This window comes from Rhodococcus sp. IC4_135, from assembly GCF_011602025.1.
Classification (GTDB): Bacteria; Actinomycetota; Actinomycetes; order Mycobacteriales; family Mycobacteriaceae; genus Rhodococcus_F; species Rhodococcus_F baikonurensis.
The window spans coordinates 595,598-612,237 of record NZ_JAAOLG010000002.1 but is presented as its reverse complement, the minus strand read 5'-3'; the positions used below and the strand labels follow the sequence as shown (position 1 = coordinate 612,237).

Sequence of the window (16,640 nt, the reverse complement as noted above, 5' to 3'; positions counted from 1 at the left end):
TCCTACTCGGCCTCGGCCGCGAGCGCCCCGAGGTGGGTGCCGGTCAGGCGATACGTGGTCCACTCCGTCTTCGCGTCGGCACCGAGTGACTCGTAGAACTTGATCGAGGGGGTGTTCCAGTTGAGCACCGACCAGGACAGCCTGGTGTAGTCGTTGTCGGTGCACTCCTTGGCGAGCGCGGCCAGAAGAGCCTTCCCGTGCCCTGATCCGCGCTGGCTGGGCTTGACGTACAGGTCTTCGAGGTAGATGCCGTGCGCGCCGTCCCACGTGGAGAAATTGCGAAACCACAGCGCCATGCCGACGACGTCGTCGGCGGAATTCACAGCGACGTGCGCGAAGGCCGTCGCGGCCGGTCCGAACAAAGCCTCGCCGATCTGTTCCGCCTTCACGGTGCACTCGTCGAGGGCCTTCTGGTAGTCCGCCAACTCGTAGATCATGTCGGTGATCGGCTGGACGTCTGCGGGCGTGGCGCGTCGGATCATGCAGAGGATCTTAAGCCTCACGCCTCCACGAGCGGTGGCACGTTGTGGTGGAGGAGGTGAGTAGCCCCGTGCTCGTAACCGAGAACCGTGTATGCGCCGGGGGACAACGCGAAGCGCTTTCCTTCCGTCACGGGGAGCTCGAGCCAGCGAGCGATGAGTGCGCGTGAGAAGTGGCCGTGCCCGATCAGGATCACGTCCCGCTCGGGTAGCTGCGAACGCACCATCGACAGCACCATGTCGGTGCGGGCATGGATCTGGTCGGCCTGCTCGCCGCCGGGGCACGGGTGTGTCCAGACGGTCCAATCGGGCACCGTTGCCCGGATCTCGGGTGTCGTGAGGCCCTCGTAGTCCCCGTAGTCCCATTCCGACAGTGCATCCCAGGTTCGCTCCTCCGGCAGGCCGGCAAGATCACCCGTCAGCTGTGCGCGCAAACGCGGACTCGTCAGAATCATGGGATTGCGGAGGTCGAGTGTCCGCAGTCGGTTTCCGGTCGCGGTGGCCTGCATTTCGCCGAGCGGAGTCAGTGGAACCTCGGTCCGTCCGGTGTGTTTTCCGGTCCGTGCCCACTCGGTTTCACCGTGGCGCATCAGTACGACGCGAGCACCGAGAGGGATCGACGAGGGGGTGGACTGGGAGGTCATGTCGACCATCATTGCAGGCTGCCTCGCGTGTGTAGCTCGCCTCCTGGCGCGAAGTGCGCAAGGATCTACGTGTGACGACGGTTCTCGCAGTGGCGAATCAAAAGGGCGGCGTGGCTAAAACCACTACCGTCGCCTCTCTCGGTGCGGCTTTGTCCGCGCTCGGACAACGAGTCCTGGTGGTGGATCTCGACCCGCAGGGCTGCCTGACGTTCTCGCTCGGCCACAACCCGGATCGCCTCGAGCGTTCGGTCAACGAGGTCCTGGCGGGTGATCTCGACGCGGTCGACGCCGTGCTGAAGACGGACGACGGCATGGACCTGCTGCCGGCCACGATCGATCTCGCGGGCGCTGAAGCGTTGCTTCTGATGCGACCCGGCCGCGAGTTCGCGCTCAAGCGGGCGCTGTCTCCGCTCCTGGGTTCCTACGACGTCGTCATCATCGACTGCCCACCGTCGTTGGGTGTGCTCACACTCAACGGATTGACTGCGGCGCAGTCGGTTCTGGTTCCACTGCAATGCGAGACCCTGGCACACCGCGGCGTCGGACAGCTGCTGCGTACGGTTCGTGAAGTCCAAGCCATCACCAACCCGGATCTTGTTCTGCTCGGCGCACTTCCGACTCTGTACGACGCTCGAACCACGCATAGTCGCGACGTGCTCGCCGACGTCAGCGACCGTTACTCCCTCGCCGTTCTGGCGCCGCCGATCCCACGCACCGTCAAGTTCGCCGAGGCGTCCGCGTCGGGCGCGACGGTCCTCGCCGGACGAAAGAACAAGGGCGCGGATGCTTATCGCGAACTCGCCGACAATCTCGTAAAGCATTGGGCTGGAAACGAAGTCGTGACTTTCGCGCCGGAACTGGCGCTCTGAGGAAGGCGAGCTTCTAGCGCAGCGCGAACAAGGTATCGCCGCGCTGTTCCAGAATCGTCTCGCCCGCACTGGCGAGCACGATCGGTGTCGCCGTCTCACCGCGGTCGACGGCGATCATGCGCTGCACCGCTCCGTCCGACGGGCTGACGGCTGCAATGCCGCCCGGAACGGGGATGAGCATCTGACCGGCGACCATGCTTCCGGGCCCGGACGTTCCGTTGACGATCCACGTCGGAGCCAGATCGCTCAGTCGGAGGTTGACCGTCTGCGACCCGGTCCACCACGTGATCGAAGCCTTGTCGGCGTGGGTGCGAGCATCTTCGGTCACCGCTCCCTCGATCGGATAGTCGACGATCGGGCTGCCGGATCCGTCGAAAATGCTGATGCGAGAAACAGTTCCGTTGGCGGCGGGGAGGTAGACCGCCGTTTTCTCGCCGGCCACGGCCAGCAGGCGGGCGCCCTCGGAGTCGAGGAGAATCGAGGATCCGTACTCCTCGGGTTCCTGGGCGTCCTTGGGAGCGGGATTCATCACCGTCAACCTGTTGGAGGCTTCACCGGGGCAGCGTTCGAGTACCGAGACACGGTTGGCGCTCGACGCGGCGTCGAGCAGCGTGCATCCGGTGCGAGGTTGCTTGTTGGGATTGACCTTCGCGTCGACCCGGCCGTACTCGAGGGTTCGGACAAGGTCCGAGCGCCACAGTTCCATTCGCTCACTGCCGCGTGAGATCAGGTAGGTGCCGTCCGCCGACAAACTGACCGCGGAATCGGCGTCGCTGTTGCGCTGGTCTTTTCGGGCGCCGGTGTCCGCGACCAGTGACGTGACCTGGGAGCAACCGCGATCGTCCTGATAGACGCTGACGACGCGATCCCATGAACCGATCGCACCGCACAGGGGGATGTTGCGCGCGTAACGCCACACTTCTTCACCCGTTGCCGGATCGCGGCCGATCACTTCGGAGCCGTCGGCGGTGACGACGGCATTGCCGACGGTGATCGGCGACGACGAATCGGCACTGGGGGATTCCCACGTCTGCTTCAGGATGTCGGGCAACAACACCGACGTCGAGAGAGGCGGGAGTGACGTGTCTGCGGTGACCGAGGTGGTTCCGTGCGCATCACTGCGCAACCACACCACGGTCACCGCTACGACTACGGCCAGCGCGAGAGCCAGCGCACCGATCAGATCTGAGCGAGTACGCCTTTCGGGAGCCAGCACATCGGCAGCTTACTCTGCGGCGCCTGCCGTCGCGGTAGCCGCGGGGCGACGACGCCGACGGCGACGCGGCTTGGCTGCTCCGTCGTCGTCCGTGTTCTCGGCACCGGTTGCGGCGGGTGCCGAGGGGGGAGCGGTGGTCGCGGTAGCGGTGGCGGACGTCGCGGCGTCGGCCGAAGCGCCGGCGCGGGTGCGGCGACGGGTCCGGTTGCGGCGGGGAGCGGCCTTCTCTTCGTTGCCGTCGGAGTCGGTCGTCTTCGGCGCGTCGGCCTTGTCCGTTGCGGCTTTGTCGGTTGCAGCCTTCTCAGGCGCAGCCTTGGCCTTGCGAACAGTGCCCTTGGCGTCGGCCGGGATCGACAGCTCCTCGTAGAGGTGCGGCGAGCTCGAGTACGTCTCGACCGGATCGGGGATTCCGAGGCTCAGTGCCTTGTCGATGAGCTGCCAACGAGGGATGTCGTCCCAGTCGACCAGCGTGACGGCGATGCCGGTGCGTCCGGCGCGGCCGGTACGACCGATGCGGTGGACGTAGGTCTTCTCGTCTTCGGGGCACTGGTAGTTGATGACGTGAGTGACGTCGTCGATGTCGATACCGCGTGCAGCGACGTCGGTGGCGACGAGAACGTCGACCTTGCCGTTGCGGAAGCCCTTCAGTGCCTTTTCACGGGCGATCTGTCCGAGGTCGCCGTGGACCGCGCCGACGGAGAAACCACGCTCGGCGAGATCGTCGGCGACTTTCTGGGCGGTGCGCTTGGTACGGGTGAAGATCATCGTCGCGCCGCGGCCTTCGGCCTGCAGTACGCGGGCAACCATCTCGGCTTTGTCGAGAGCGTGCGCACGGTAGATGTGCTGGCTCGTGCGGTCGTGCACTGCGGAGGATTCGGCTTCCTCGGCGCGGATGTGCGTCGGCTGCGTCAGGAAGGTGCGGGCCAGAGTGATGATCGGGCCGGGCATCGTGGCCGAGAAGAGCATTGTCTGACGCTTGTCGGGGACCATGCCCATGAGGCGTTCGATGTCGGGGAGGAAGCCGAGGTCGAGCATTTCGTCGGCCTCGTCGAGGACGAGAACGCCGACCTTGCCCAGGATCAGGTGCGACTGGTTGGCGAGGTCGAGCAGGCGACCCGGGGTGCCGACGACAACGTCGACGCCCTTCTGGAGTGCCGAGATCTGCGCCTCGTACGGCCGGCCGCCGTAGATGGGCAGAACCTGCAGACCACGATCGCCGACTCGGAGGTACTTGCTGGCGTTCTCGAGGTCGCGGGCGACCTGGATGCACAGTTCGCGGGTGGGAACGATGATCAGCGCGCGGGGAGTGCCGTCGAGGACCGCCGTGCCGTTCTCGGCGGTGACGATGCGGTGCAGGAGCGGGACGCCGAAACCGAATGTCTTGCCCATACCGGTTCGTGCCTGACCGATGAGGTCGTCACCGGCGAGAGCCAACGGGAGGGTGAGTTCCTGGATGGCGAAGGTGCGCTCGATGCCGATCTCGTTCAGTGCGCGGACGATTTCGTCGCGGACACCGAGTTCGGCGAAGGTCGGGGGTACATGGGTGTCGTCGAGCTGGACGGAAACGGTGTTCTCGGTTGCTTCGTCTTCGTGGTCGACAGTGATCTTGCTCAGGGGACTAGCCTTTCCTCGTGGCGGTACGCACGCACAAGGTAAGGGGCCAGGCCGTAAGTCGGCCGATGTCGATGCCCTCTTTTTCTTCGGTCATGCCTACGCCTCAGCACTGAATTCCACTCGGACGAATTCGAACCGTCCGGCGATCTCGGCGAAGCGGGCAACAACCGTCGATGCAGGTGCGCGCACATTATCGGTGGGGTTCGTGTGAAGACAGCCGTCCCGGCTAACCAAATGGCCCGGGGGAACTGGCGAACTCCCAAGACCATTGTAGCTGCACGTTGTCCGTCCCTCGCGATGACATGTCGAAGATCACCGAATCGGACATGCGGTCCTCGGCAGTCGCGTCGGCCGTCGAAGCACTACAGTTCGTAGTCATGGGCGCACACGATCTTGATGCTTCGACGGACGCTGGAACCGGAGGCCGAGTCGCTTCCGATCACCCGGGCGTGATCGATTTGTTTGCCGTTCTCGCGTATGGCGAGATTTCGGCGTTCTACCGTTTGGCGGAAGACGCACAAATGGCTCCGGACCTGCGCGGCAAGGTGGCGTTTGCCAGCATGGCCGCCGCCGAGATGGACCACTTCGAGACTCTGGAAACGGCCCTGACGGAACGTGGCCACGAGATCTTTGCCGTCATGGATCCGTTCGTGCGCGCGCTCGACAACTATCACGCGTCGACGACGCCGTCGACGTGGCTGGAATCGCTCGTGAAGGCATATGTCGGAGACGGAATCGCTGCCGATTTCTATCGCGAGATCGGTCACTCCCTCCCGGCGGACGTCGCCGAGATCGTGGAGGACGTGCTCTCGCAGACGGGCCATTCGGAGTTCGTGGTGCTCGAGGTGAAGGCCGCGGTAGAGGCCAGCACCCGCGCCAAGGACCGGTTGATGCTGTGGGGACGCCGACTCCTCGGTGAGGCGATCACCCAGGCACAGTTCGTGCTGGCGCAGCGTGAGGACCTCACGGATCTGGTGATCTCGGCCTCCGGCGACCTCAACGGAGTTGTCGCGTTGTTCGACGGTATGCAGGCAAAGCACGCCGAGCGGATGGCGGTTCTCGGACTCGTCTAGGTGACGTGTTCGCTCTGGGCACAGCGTGCGGAGGAGCGTGGGCGGTCTCTGCTGCATTAGCCTTGCGTCGACAACGGATGTAATTCACGAACAGTTCGGAGGTTGACCGTGGAGGTCAAGATCGGTGTAATCGACAGCCCGCGTGAGCTCATCGTCAACAGCGAACAGACCCCTGACGAGGTCGAGACACTGGTCGCGGCCGTCCTCGGTGGCCGTGAGCCGGTTCTGGCACTGGTCGACGACAAGGGCCGCAAGTTCCTGGTGCAGGCTTCCCGTGTCGCGTACGTGGAGATCGGTCCGTCCGATATCCGCAAGGTCGGATTCGCGCCTACCGTCTGACGCGTAGCTGTAACAGCAGAAAGGGCGGGCAGTCGTGAGACTGCCCGCCCTTTCGCGTGTGAGTGTGGCCGATTACTTGGTTTCGGCTTGCAGTGGCACATGGGAGAGACCGCCCCACGCCAGGGTCACCGTGATTTCCACGGCCTCTTCCTTCGGGATCGGCCGCGCAGCTTCGAGCCAGTATCGAGCGGTGAACTGGCTGGCACCGACAAGACCGACCGCAAGAATGCGCGCGCGGTACGGATCGAGTCCGGAATCCTGGCTGACCAGGTCGAACACGGCGTCGACGCAGGCTTCGGTGGCTTGTTCGACGCGTGTCTGGACCTGAGGTTCGCCCATGATGTCGGACTCGAACACCAGGCGGAAGCCCTGGGAGTCGTTGTCGACGAAGTCGAAGAACGCCTGCACTGCGGCGCGGACACGCTGTTTGTTGTCCGTCGTCGATCGCAGGGCCTGGCGTACACCCGAGATGAGGCTGTCGACGTAACTCTGCAGGACTGCGACATACAGTTCGAGTTTGCCTGGGAAATGTTGGTACAGGACTGGCTTGCTGACACCCGCACATTCGGCGATCTCGTCCATGCCGGCCGAGTGGTACCCGTTCGCGACGAATACCTCGCTTGCAGCTGCGAGGAGCTGGAGGCGGCGCGCATCGCGGGGGAGTCGGGTGCTGCGACGTGTTCCGGCAGGCTTGCCAGCCGATGTACCGCGATCGGAGTCTGTCCGATCCGCGAGTTCTGTCATGTCGCTTCCAATCTGAGCAAAAGTAATTCGGTCGGCGCGCGGATCCGCGAGTCGCGTGTGCGTACCCGCCAGTATCCTCCGTCACACCGGTCGTAGCCGAATGAACGATACCGTGTGTCGGCCGGGCGAGTCGCGCGCGCCTCGGTGAGCGAGACCAGCAGTCTTTCTCGTTACAGGACGGGTTGCCATGACACGCCAGGACCAGCGGGTTTCGGTCAGCCCGGGCGAGCGACTTGCCGTGTGTGAGATTCTGGACGACGTGACTGACCCAGGGGGACCGCGCATGCGTGGACGAACTACGCAGAACCCTGAACGTGAGGAACGTCGAATGCGTAGCGGAACTGGAGCGCCTCGCGACGAACGTCGGCCAGAGGTGCCGGATGATCGTGCCTACGGCGAACGCGACTATCGCGGCATTTCTTCCCATCAGCCCTTGCGTGCCCAGTGGGATCCGACCAAACGAGAAGTGGGCCGAACCCCGCGTAACCCGCGGCCGGACCGGGCAGCGCGAAAGCAGAGCAAGCTCGGGCGCTTCGTCTCGACCTACGGCTGGCGTGCGTACGCGATTCCGGTTCTCGTGGTGCTCACCATCCTCGTCATCGTCGACGCCGTACGTCCGGACACCACCGACTCCGCGAGCAAGACGTCGGCCACCGCCGACCTCGCACACAGCACGGACGGAACCGACGTCATCGGCGCGCCGCCGGCCGGGGACGGAACTTTTGCGTCGTCGATACCGTCCGGCGCACTTCCCGACGGTGGTCCGTTCACCGTCGCGGGCGGCGGAACGTGGCACGTCGTACCGGGTACGACGGGCAAGGTGGGTCAGGGAACCGAACGCGAGTTCACGTACACGGTCGAGATCGAGGACGGCGTCGACACGACCGGCTTCGGCGGTGACGAATCGTACGGACGCATGGTCGATCAGACCCTGGCCAATCCGAAGAGTTGGACCAACGATCCCAAGGTCGCGTTCCGGCGTGTCGACGCGGGCGAGCCGGACTTCCGTATCTCCCTGACCTCGCAGATGACTATCCGCGAAGGCTGCGGATACGAAATCGAACTCGAAGGATCCTGCTACAACCCGAGCATGGACCGAGTCCTGCTCAACGAACCGCGATGGGTGCGAGGCGCCATTTCGTTCCAGGGTGACATCGGCTCGTATCGGCAGTATCAGATCAATCACGAGGTCGGCCATGCCATCGGATACGCCGCTCACCAGCCGTGCGAGACCGAAGGTGGGCTCGCACCGATCATGATGCAGCAGACCTTCGGAACTGCGAACAACGACATCGCTAGGCTTGATCCCGAGGGCGTCGTTCCGATGAACGGACTCACGTGCCGCTTCAATCCGTGGCCGTACCCCCGAGCGTGACCGGATCGAGAATCCCTGATCTCGTCTTGAACTAGGAGTGTTTCGCGGTGTCTGCAACACCCGTCGTATTGCCACCACTGGTGGAGCCGGCAGCCGAGTTGAGCCGGGAGGAAGTTGCCCGGTACAGCAGGCACCTGATCATCCCGAACGTCGGTATGACCGGCCAGAAGCGTCTCAAGAATGCACGGGTTCTGTTCATCGGCGCCGGTGGATTGGGTTCGCCTGCACTGCTCTATCTCGCGGCCGCGGGAGTGGGCACCATCGGGATCGTCGAGTTCGACGAGGTCGACATGTCGAACCTGCAGCGTCAGGTGATTCACGGACGCTCGGACGTCGGACGCCCCAAGGCGGTCAGCGCCCGCGAGTCGATTCTCGAGATCAACGAGCACGTCGACGTCCGATTGCACGAGTTCCGTCTGGACAACTCCAACGCGGTCCAGCTGTTTTCCGAGTACGACCTGATTCTCGACGGCACGGACAACTTCGCGACGCGGTACCTCGTCAACGATGCCGCAGTCATCGCCGGAAAGCCGTACGTGTGGGGCTCGATCTACCGCTTCGAGGGGCAGGTGTCGGTCTTCTGGGAAGACGCCCCGGACGGCGCGGGACTGAACTATCGCGACCTCTACCCGGAGGCCCCGCCGCCGGGCATGGTCCCCTCCTGTGCCGAGGGCGGTGTTCTCGGAGTCCTGCCCGCGACCGTCGGTTCGATCATGGCGACCGAGGCGGTCAAGCTCATCACCGGAATCGGTGAACCGCTTCTCGGACGCCTGATGATCTACGACGCACTGGCGATGACCTTCCGGACGATCCGCCTTCAGCGTGATCCGACCCGCGTGCCCGTCACCGCCTTGATCGACTACGACGCGTTCTGCGGTGTCGTGTCCGAAGAGGCGAGCGCTGCTGCCGTCGGTTCGACGATCACGGCGCCCGAACTGGAGGCCATGATCGGCGAGGGACGATCGATCGAGCTGGTCGACGTACGAGAACCGGTTGAATGGGACATCATGCATCTGCCGGGGGCAGTGCTGATCCCGAAGGACCGCATCCTTTCCGGTGAAGCTCTGGCGACGTTGCCGCAGAACAAGCAGATAGTGCTGTACTGCAAAACCGGCATCCGTTCGGCCGAGGCACTGGCCTTTCTCAAGAAAGCCGGTTTCTCCGACGCAGTTCATGTTCAAGGCGGCGCGATCGCCTGGGCGAACCAGGTGGATGCGAGTCTGCCGGTCTACTAGGCGCGCCTCGCGGGAGGCGGCGCCGCGCACCGGTAGCGTTGGGGTGTGAGCACAGGCCAACCTCCCCAGCACGTGTGCTCCACCTTCGGCCTCCGCGAAGTCGATCCCATCCCACTCGGTGCGGATTGGGACGGCGGGTGGCTGTGTGGAGACGTCGTCCTTTCAGCAGTTGCGGATCATGCCCGCGCAGCGTGGTCGGCGAAGGTGCGAGAGAACCTCGAAGTCGACGGCGTCCGGCTCGCTCGACCGGTCCGTTCGACCGACGGTCGTTACGTCGTCTCGGGCTGGCGCGCCGACACATTCATCGTCGGATCGCCGGAACCGCGTCACGACGAAGTGGTCTCGATGTCGTGCCGACTGCATGCGGCGACGGCCTCGCTCGAGCGCCCGCGCTTCCTTGCACAACCGCCGGTGCCGCCGTGGGCCGAGGTCGACGTATTCGTAGCCGCTGATCGCGCGGCGTGGGAAACGGTTCCACTGAGGATCGCGAAGGGTGTCGAGCAACTCGAGACGCCTACTCCGGACGGTCGCAAGAGTCTGGAACTGATTGCCGGACTCGCCACGTTGCGTAAGCCGGTGCAGAGCCCGGACCAGCTCGTGCACGGCGATCTGTTCGGAACAGTCTTGTTCTCGGGCAGTATGGCGCCCGGAATCACCGACATCACGCCGTACTGGCGGCCGGCTGCGTGGGCCGCCGCCGTCGCCGTGGTCGACGCGATATCGTGGGGCGGTGCCGACGAGGCACTGGTCGGCCGGTGGGAAGATCTCCCCGAGTGGCCGCAGATGCTTCTACGTGCGGTGATGTTCCGCTTGGCAGTTCATGTTCTGCATCCCCGCTCGACGGCGGACGCGTTCCCGGGGTTGGCCCGAACGTCCGACATCGTGCGCTTGCTGCTCTAGATCGGGGCGCCGGTACCGAAGTCCGAGACCAGGCCCTCGAACAATTCGCGTGCGGCGTTCGAGGCGGCCACGGTGTTCCCGTCGACGACAGCGTTGACGAGGTTCGCGTGCTGCGAGTGAAATCCCTCACCGGTCGCGTCGATGTGCTGTTGGATCGTGGTTTCGATGACCGGGAGCAGGGAGTCGTAGAACTCCAGGTAGACCTCGTTGTGGCTGGCCGCGACGATCGCTCGGTGCAGGGCGACGTCAGCAGTGGTGGCGGCGTCGACGTCCTGACCCTCCCACGAAGCGGTGCGAAGCGCGAGTAACCGCGTCAGTTCGGCGATGTCGTCTTCGGTTCGCCGTGCGGCGGCGAGGGTGGCCGCGGTGATGTCGAGTGCGCGCCGAAGTTCGAGTACATCCCGCTGGTGGGCGCCGGCAAAGTAGTTCCCCAGAGTGCCGCCGAGGTCGGAGACAGCAACGACGTAGGTGCCCGATCCCTGACGACGTTCCAGCATTCCGGCGTGAACGAGCGCCTGGACCGCCTCGCGCACGGTATTGCGACCGGTGCCGGTCAGCTCCGACAGTTCCGGTTCGGTGGGGATCTTGGAACCGATCGGCCAGGTTCCGCTTCGGATCTCGTTGCGGAGTTGTTCGGTGACCTGCGAGATGAGACTTGCGCGTCGAACGGGTTGCACGTGGTTGTTTCCTCGGGTCCGGGTTAGTGGTGTGAATGTGACGTTAGATTACCGCGCTTGTGCGAGTTCGTCCGGTCATCCTATGATTTGCCGGTGACTGCTCAACTGGAGAGAACCGAAACCCGCTCGTTGATACAAGGCCGTGTGCTCGTCTTCGCAGCGATTGCGATGTCTGCGCTCGTACTTCGACTTGCGGTGACCTCGTTCTCGCCCTTGGCGGCCGAGATTCGCGACGAGATCGGCTTCTCCGCCTCGATCGTCGGTGTCTTCGGCATGGTTCCGACCGCAATGTTCGCCATCTTCGGTCTCATCACTCCCGCCATCGCGAAACGTATCGGGCTCGAGCGAACGGCCCTCGTCGCGATGCTCATGGCCGGCGTCGGAATGCTGTTGCGTGCCATGATGTCTCAGACGTGGTCGTTGTTGGCCCTCTCGGCTCTGGCACTCGCAGGCATGGGAATCGGCAATGTCGTCATCCCGCCGTTGGTCAAGCGGTACTTCTCGGATCGCCTCGCCACCATGAGTTCGGTCTACATCGTGGCCGTGCAGATCGGCACCATCGTCCCGGCGTTCGTCGCAGTCCCGGTTGCCGACGCCTTCGGTTGGCGGTTCTCGATCGGCTGGTGGTCCGCCTTCGGATTCGCCGCAGCAGTGCCGTGGTTGATCACCCTCGCTCGCTCGCGCAAGGCACGCGCGAATGAAGCCGGGACCACCGACAATGCATCGGATTCGGTTGCAGCAGTAGCAGAACAGCCACGTGGTCAGGTCTGGCGTTCGCCCGTGGCCTGGGGTATGGCCGGTATGTTCGGCATGACCTCACTGATCACGTATTCGATGTTCACGTGGATTCCCTCGATCCTTCGTGATGCCGGCGCCAGTGACGCCTTCGGCGGAACGATGGTCGGCATGTTCTCGGTGATCGGACTCGTCGCAGCTTTCGGCGCACCGACGCTGTGCGCCCGCATGGCCAACCCGTTCCCCGTCGTGATCGCGTGCGCCGTCTGTTACCTCGTCGGAATGGGTGGACTCTACTTCGCCCCCATGGCCGCGCCGATCGTGTGGGTTGTGGTCCTGGGCCTCGGTCCGAGCACGTTCCCGATGTCGCTCACGCTGATCAATCTGCGGACGCGTTCGCATATCGGTTCCTCCGCGCTGTCCGGCTTCACCCAGGGCATCGGTTACTCCGTTGCCTGCCTCGGCCCGCTCCTGTTCGGCGTTTTTCACGACGTGTCCGGTGGATACGCTGCGCCGTTCGGCCTGCTCGTCGTTGCTGTGATCGTGGTGCTTCTGGGCGCCTACCAGGCATGTAAGCCTCGGATGCTCGAGGATTCCTGGCACGCACCGGCGAAGAACTAGCTCACACCCGGGTTCGTCACCGGGTGAGGATCAATTGACTTCGCGGTCATCGCGCGCAGCACCGGCGCAATAACCGTTTTCTACCTTTGGGTCTCCAACATATTCAGGAGGCCCTGGTGAGTCATTACATCGAGCATTGGGATGCAGAGGACGTCGACGCCTGGGAATCCGGCGGCAAGGACATCGCGAAGCGGAACCTGATCTGGTCAGTGGTAGCCGAACACGTCGGCTTCTCGATCTGGTCGATCTGGTCCGTGATGGTGTTGTTCATGCCGACGGATATCTACGGCATCGACGCGGCCGGAAAGTTCTTCCTCGTCGCAGTTCCCACACTTGTCGGGTCGGTCCTCCGTATTCCCTACACGGTTGCCACCGCACGGTTCGGCGGTCGTAACTGGACCGTCATGAGTGCGCTGTTCCTCTTCGTACCAACACTTCTCACGCTCTACCTGATGATGAACCCGGGTGCTTCGTACACCACGTTCATGTTGGTAGCGGCCACTGCCGGTATCGGCGGCGGCAACTTCGCGTCGTCGATGACCAACATCAATGCCTTCTACCCGCAGCGACTCAAGGGCTGGGCGCTCGGTCTCAACGCCGGCGGCGGCAACATCGGTGTGCCGATGATCCAGCTGATCGGTCTGCTGGTGATCGCCACCGTCGGTAACCGCGCTCCGTGGATCGTCTGCGCCGTCTATCTCGTGTTCATCGCGGCCGCTGCCGTCGGTGCCGCGCTGTTCATGGACAACCTGGGCAACCAGAAGTCGGACCTGCGCTCGATGGCCAAGGCGCTGAAGTTCTCCGAGTCGTGGGTGATCAGCTTCCTGTACATCGGTACGTTCGGTTCCTTCATCGGATTCAGCTTCGCCTTCGGTCAGGTTCTGCAGATCAACTTCCTCGCCGGTGGTGCAACTCCGGCCGCAGCGGCGCTGCATGCAGCACAGATCGCCTTCATCGGACCGCTCCTCGGTTCGATCGCTCGGCCCCTCGGCGGCAAACTGGCAGACCGCATCGGCGGCGGCAAGATCACGATGTGGACGTTTGTCGCCATGGCATTCGCTGCATCGATCCTCGTGACGGCCGGAACGATGGACGACAACACCGCGGGCGTCGCCAGTGCCGGAATCATGGTGACGTTCGTTCTCGGATTCATCGCCCTGTTCCTGCTCTCCGGCATCGGAAACGGATCCGTCTACAAGATGATCCCGGCGATCTTCGAGGCGAAGGCTCAGAGCTTCGACCACATGGATCGAAGCGAAAAGGCAACGTGGTCGCGCAGTATCTCCGGCGCTCTCATCGGATTTGCCGGTGCGGTAGGCGGTTTGGGTGGCGTCGGCATCAACCTGGTGCTGCGCGCGTCGTACAGCAGCCCCGCGAAGTCGGCGACCATGGCCTTCTGGGTCTTCCTGGCCTTCTACATCGCCTGCATCGCAGTCACCTGGTTCGTCTTCCTGCGTAAGCCGTCGACGCTGACCACAGACGTCGACGAGGCGAAGGTCGCAGTCACGGCGTGAGCGGTCCGCGGAATCTCAGAACTATCTCGTACCTCAGGAAGTAGGCGTGATGAGCAAGTCGGTTGTTGTCATCGGACACGGAATGGTCGGACACCGATTCGTCGAGGCACTGCGTTCGCGCGACGAAGCGAACACCTGGTCGGTGACCGTACTCTGCGACGAGCAGTACGCAGCGTACGACCGAGTCGGGCTGTCCTCGTACGTCGGAGCGTGGGACCCCAAGGAATTGGCACTGGCCGGCAACGATTACGTCGGTGACGGCCTGGTCGATCTTCGGGTGGGGGAAGGCGCGCTCTCGATCGACACAGATGCACGCACGGTCACGACGACCACCGGCGACACGATCTCCTACGACGCTCTGGTGATGGCGACCGGTTCGTATCCGTTCGTGCCTCCCGTGCCGGGGCACGACGGCGACGGATGTTTCGTCTACCGCACCCTCGACGACCTCGACGGTATCCGGGCCGCCGCCGAGAAGGCAGGTCCTGGCGCTGTCGGCGTCGTGGTCGGCGGTGGTCTTCTCGGACTCGAGGCCGCAAATGCTCTCTCGCTCATGGGAATGACGGCACACGTCGTCGAGCACAATGCGCGTCTGATGCCGATGCAGGTCGACGAGGGCGGCGGCGCACTGCTCGCTCGGCTCGTCACCGAACTCGGGCTCACTGTTCACACCGGAGTCGGGACGGCGGGAATTTCGCAGGCCGACAACGGAATCGTGGTCGAGCTGTCCGACGGCTCCACCATTGACGCGTCGCTGCTCGTCTTCTCGGCCGGAGTACGTCCGCGTGATCAGCTGGCTCGCGACGCCGGTATCGCTGTGGGTGAGCGCGGCGGCATCCTGACCGACCTCGGCTGTGTGACGTCGGACGAGAACGTCTATGCCGTCGGCGAATGTGCTGCGGTGGAAGGCCGTTGCTACGGTCTGGTCGCTCCCGGTTACACGACGGCCGAGATCGTGGCCGATCGTCTGCTCGGCGGCGCCGCGGATTTCCCGGGCGCCGACATGTCCACCAAACTCAAGCTCATGGGCGTGGACGTCGCCAGTTTCGGTGACGCGATGGCGACCTCACCGGGCGCTCTCGAAGTTGTCCTCAGCGACGCGTCCAAGGGGACGTACGCGAAGCTCGTGGTCTCCGATGACGCGAAGATCCTGCTAGGCGGCATTCTTGTCGGTGACGCATCGGCCTACGCGTCACTGCGCCCGCTGGTCGGTCGCGAACTACCCGGTGACCCGGCGACATTGATCTCGCCCGCGGGGGAGAAGCCGGGTGCAGGCTCGCTGCCCGACGACGCCGAGGTGTGCTCGTGCAACGCGGTGACGAAGGGCGCCATCTGCGGCGCAATCGCGGCCGGTGCCTGCGACATCGCTTCGGTGAAGGCGTGCACCAGTGCCGGAACCACCTGTGGCGGTTGCCTTCCCACCGTCAAGCAGCTGCTGGCTGATTCCGGCGTCGTGATGTCGAAGGCACTGTGCGAGCACTTCGCGCAGTCGAGGGCCGAGTTGTTCCAGATCGTGCAGTCGACGCAGACCAGAACCTTCTCGGCGCTGATCGCCAAGTACGGCAAGGGCGCAGGCTGCGACATCTGCAAGCCCGTAGTCGCTTCGATTCTGGCATCGACGGACTCCGATCACATCCTGCACCGCCAGCAGGCGTCGTTGCAGGACACCAACGATCACTTCCTCGCGAACATCCAGAAGAACGGTACGTACTCCGTGGTGCCTCGGATGCCTGGCGGCGAGGTGACGGGTGAGCAGCTCATCGTCATCGGCGAGGTGGCGCGTGACTTCGGCTTGTACACGAAGGTGACCGGCGGTCAGCGCATCGACTTGTTCGGTGCTCGCGTCGAACAGTTGCCCGCGATCTGGAAGCGTCTTGTCGACGCCGGGATGGAATCGGGTCAGGCATACGGCAAATCGCTCCGGACGGTCAAGAGCTGTGTGGGTTCGAGTTGGTGCCGCTACGGTGTCCAGGATTCCGTGGGTATGGCTGTCGACCTCGAGAACCGCTACCGCGGTCTGCGCTCGCCGCACAAGATCAAGTTCGGCGTCTCGGGTTGCGCGCGTGAATGCGCCGAAGCGCGAGGCAAGGACGTCGGCGTCATCGCGACGGAGAACGGTTGGAATCTGTATGTGGGCGGCAACGGCGGACAGTCGCCCAAACACGCTCAGCTGCTTGCCGGAGGCCTCGACGACGCGACGTTGGTCAAGTACATCGACCGCTACCTCATGTTCTACATCCGAACCGCCGATCGCCTCCAGCGCACGGCGCCGTGGGTCGAATCACTCGAAGGCGGACTCGATCATCTCAAGGCCGTGATTTGTGAAGACAGCCTGGGAATCGGTGAGGAACTCGAGGCGCTGATGGCCAAGCACGTCGAGGGGTACCAGGACGAATGGGCTGGTGTGCTGGGTGATCCGGAGAAACTGTCGAGGTTCGTCTCGTTCGTCAACGCACCGGAAGAAGCCGACCCGACGGTTGTGTTCGACGAGACCGGAGTGCGCAAGGTTCCGGTCCTGATGGGCATGCCGAGCATCCCCACGCGCCGGTAATAGTCGCGTAACCCGTGGGAAACACGGGATCCGTAGAAACGTAGACAAGAACCC

The 16,640-nt window shown here is 64.0% G+C and carries 15 protein-coding genes; 9 read left to right on the top strand and 6 right to left on the bottom strand.

Annotated elements, in window-relative coordinates; translation table 11 throughout:
- Positions 1-2: 2 nt before the first annotated feature.
- Both G8767_RS07680 and G8767_RS07675 read right to left on the bottom strand, forming a co-directional pair.
- On the bottom strand, positions 3-482 hold the full coding sequence (locus G8767_RS07680) for a GNAT family N-acetyltransferase (RefSeq protein ID WP_003940724.1): 480 nt from the start codon (positions 480-482) through the stop codon (positions 3-5).
- Positions 483-499: 17 nt separating this feature from the next.
- Complete coding sequence (locus G8767_RS07675) at positions 500-1,123, bottom strand: acid phosphatase (protein WP_095969282.1); 624 nt, start codon at positions 1,121-1,123, stop codon at positions 500-502.
- Between the two features lie 71 nt (positions 1,124-1,194).
- Between G8767_RS07675 and G8767_RS07670 the strand changes: the two genes are divergently transcribed.
- Positions 1,195-1,992 carry an AAA family ATPase gene (locus G8767_RS07670; RefSeq protein ID WP_095969281.1) on the top strand — a complete coding sequence of 266 codons (798 nt, stop codon included), beginning with the start codon at positions 1,195-1,197 and terminating at the stop codon, positions 1,990-1,992.
- A gap of 13 nt (positions 1,993-2,005) precedes the next feature.
- Here the strand turns inward: G8767_RS07670 and G8767_RS07665 are convergent, their stop codons facing one another.
- Positions 2,006-3,208, bottom strand: a complete 1,203-nt coding sequence (locus tag G8767_RS07665) for a PQQ-binding-like beta-propeller repeat protein (RefSeq protein ID WP_166809757.1) — start codon at positions 3,206-3,208, stop codon at positions 2,006-2,008.
- 9 nt (positions 3,209-3,217) lie between these two features.
- Positions 3,218-4,822: a DEAD/DEAH box helicase gene (locus tag G8767_RS07660; protein ID WP_166809818.1), complete on the bottom strand. Its 1,605-nt coding sequence runs from the start codon at positions 4,820-4,822 to the stop codon at positions 3,218-3,220.
- Positions 4,823-5,199: 377 nt separating this feature from the next.
- On the opposite strand from G8767_RS07660, the gene G8767_RS07655 reads away from it, so the two are divergent.
- Together G8767_RS07655 and G8767_RS07650 are read left to right on the top strand one after the other, a co-directional pair.
- Complete coding sequence (locus G8767_RS07655; RefSeq protein WP_166809817.1) at positions 5,200-5,895, top strand: ferritin-like fold-containing protein; 696 nt, start codon at positions 5,200-5,202, stop codon at positions 5,893-5,895.
- Between the two features lie 108 nt (positions 5,896-6,003).
- Complete coding sequence (locus G8767_RS07650) at positions 6,004-6,234, top strand: DUF3107 domain-containing protein (RefSeq protein WP_003942312.1); 231 nt, start codon at positions 6,004-6,006, stop codon at positions 6,232-6,234.
- 72 nt (positions 6,235-6,306) lie between these two features.
- Here the strand turns inward: G8767_RS07650 and G8767_RS07645 are convergent, their stop codons facing one another.
- Positions 6,307-6,978, bottom strand: a complete 672-nt coding sequence (locus G8767_RS07645) for a TetR/AcrR family transcriptional regulator (protein WP_095969111.1) — start codon at positions 6,976-6,978, stop codon at positions 6,307-6,309.
- Positions 6,979-7,351: 373 nt separating this feature from the next.
- Between G8767_RS07645 and G8767_RS07640 the strand changes: the two genes are divergently transcribed.
- The 3 genes from G8767_RS07640 to G8767_RS07630 are packed head-to-tail and all read left to right on the top strand — an operon-like array spanning position 7,352 to position 10,488.
- On the top strand, positions 7,352-8,353 hold the full coding sequence (locus G8767_RS07640; RefSeq protein ID WP_095969112.1) for a DUF3152 domain-containing protein: 1,002 nt from the start codon (positions 7,352-7,354) through the stop codon (positions 8,351-8,353).
- A gap of 47 nt (positions 8,354-8,400) precedes the next feature.
- The gene (gene moeZ / locus G8767_RS07635) at positions 8,401-9,588 is read left to right on the top strand and encodes an adenylyltransferase/sulfurtransferase MoeZ (RefSeq protein ID WP_166809756.1); all 1,188 of its coding nucleotides are present in this window, start codon (positions 8,401-8,403) and stop codon (positions 9,586-9,588) included.
- A 45-nt stretch (positions 9,589-9,633) separates the two neighbouring features.
- Positions 9,634-10,488 (top strand): TIGR02569 family protein, encoded by an 855-nt coding sequence (locus tag G8767_RS07630; RefSeq protein WP_007731227.1) that lies wholly within the window; start codon positions 9,634-9,636, stop codon positions 10,486-10,488.
- On the opposite strand, the gene G8767_RS07625 is transcribed toward G8767_RS07630, so the two are convergent.
- Positions 10,485-11,165 carry a FadR/GntR family transcriptional regulator gene (locus G8767_RS07625; RefSeq protein ID WP_095969114.1) on the bottom strand — a complete coding sequence of 227 codons (681 nt, stop codon included), beginning with the start codon at positions 11,163-11,165 and terminating at the stop codon, positions 10,485-10,487. The genes G8767_RS07630 and G8767_RS07625 overlap by 4 nt on opposite strands.
- Positions 11,166-11,258: 93 nt before the next feature.
- Between G8767_RS07625 and G8767_RS07620 the strand changes: the two genes are divergently transcribed.
- The 3 genes from G8767_RS07620 to nirB all read left to right on the top strand — a co-directional run bounded on the left by G8767_RS07620 (position 11,259) and on the right by nirB (position 16,586).
- Positions 11,259-12,521, top strand: coding sequence for an MFS transporter (locus G8767_RS07620; protein ID WP_166809755.1), 1,263 nt, complete (start codon positions 11,259-11,261; stop codon positions 12,519-12,521).
- 113 nt (positions 12,522-12,634) lie between these two features.
- On the top strand, positions 12,635-14,035 hold the full coding sequence (locus G8767_RS07615) for a nitrate/nitrite transporter (protein WP_085989607.1): 1,401 nt from the start codon (positions 12,635-12,637) through the stop codon (positions 14,033-14,035).
- A gap of 46 nt (positions 14,036-14,081) precedes the next feature.
- Positions 14,082-16,586 carry a nitrite reductase large subunit NirB gene (gene nirB, locus G8767_RS07610; protein WP_166809754.1) on the top strand — a complete coding sequence of 835 codons (2,505 nt, stop codon included), beginning with the start codon at positions 14,082-14,084 and terminating at the stop codon, positions 16,584-16,586.
- The last annotated feature ends 54 nt before the right edge of the window (positions 16,587-16,640 follow it).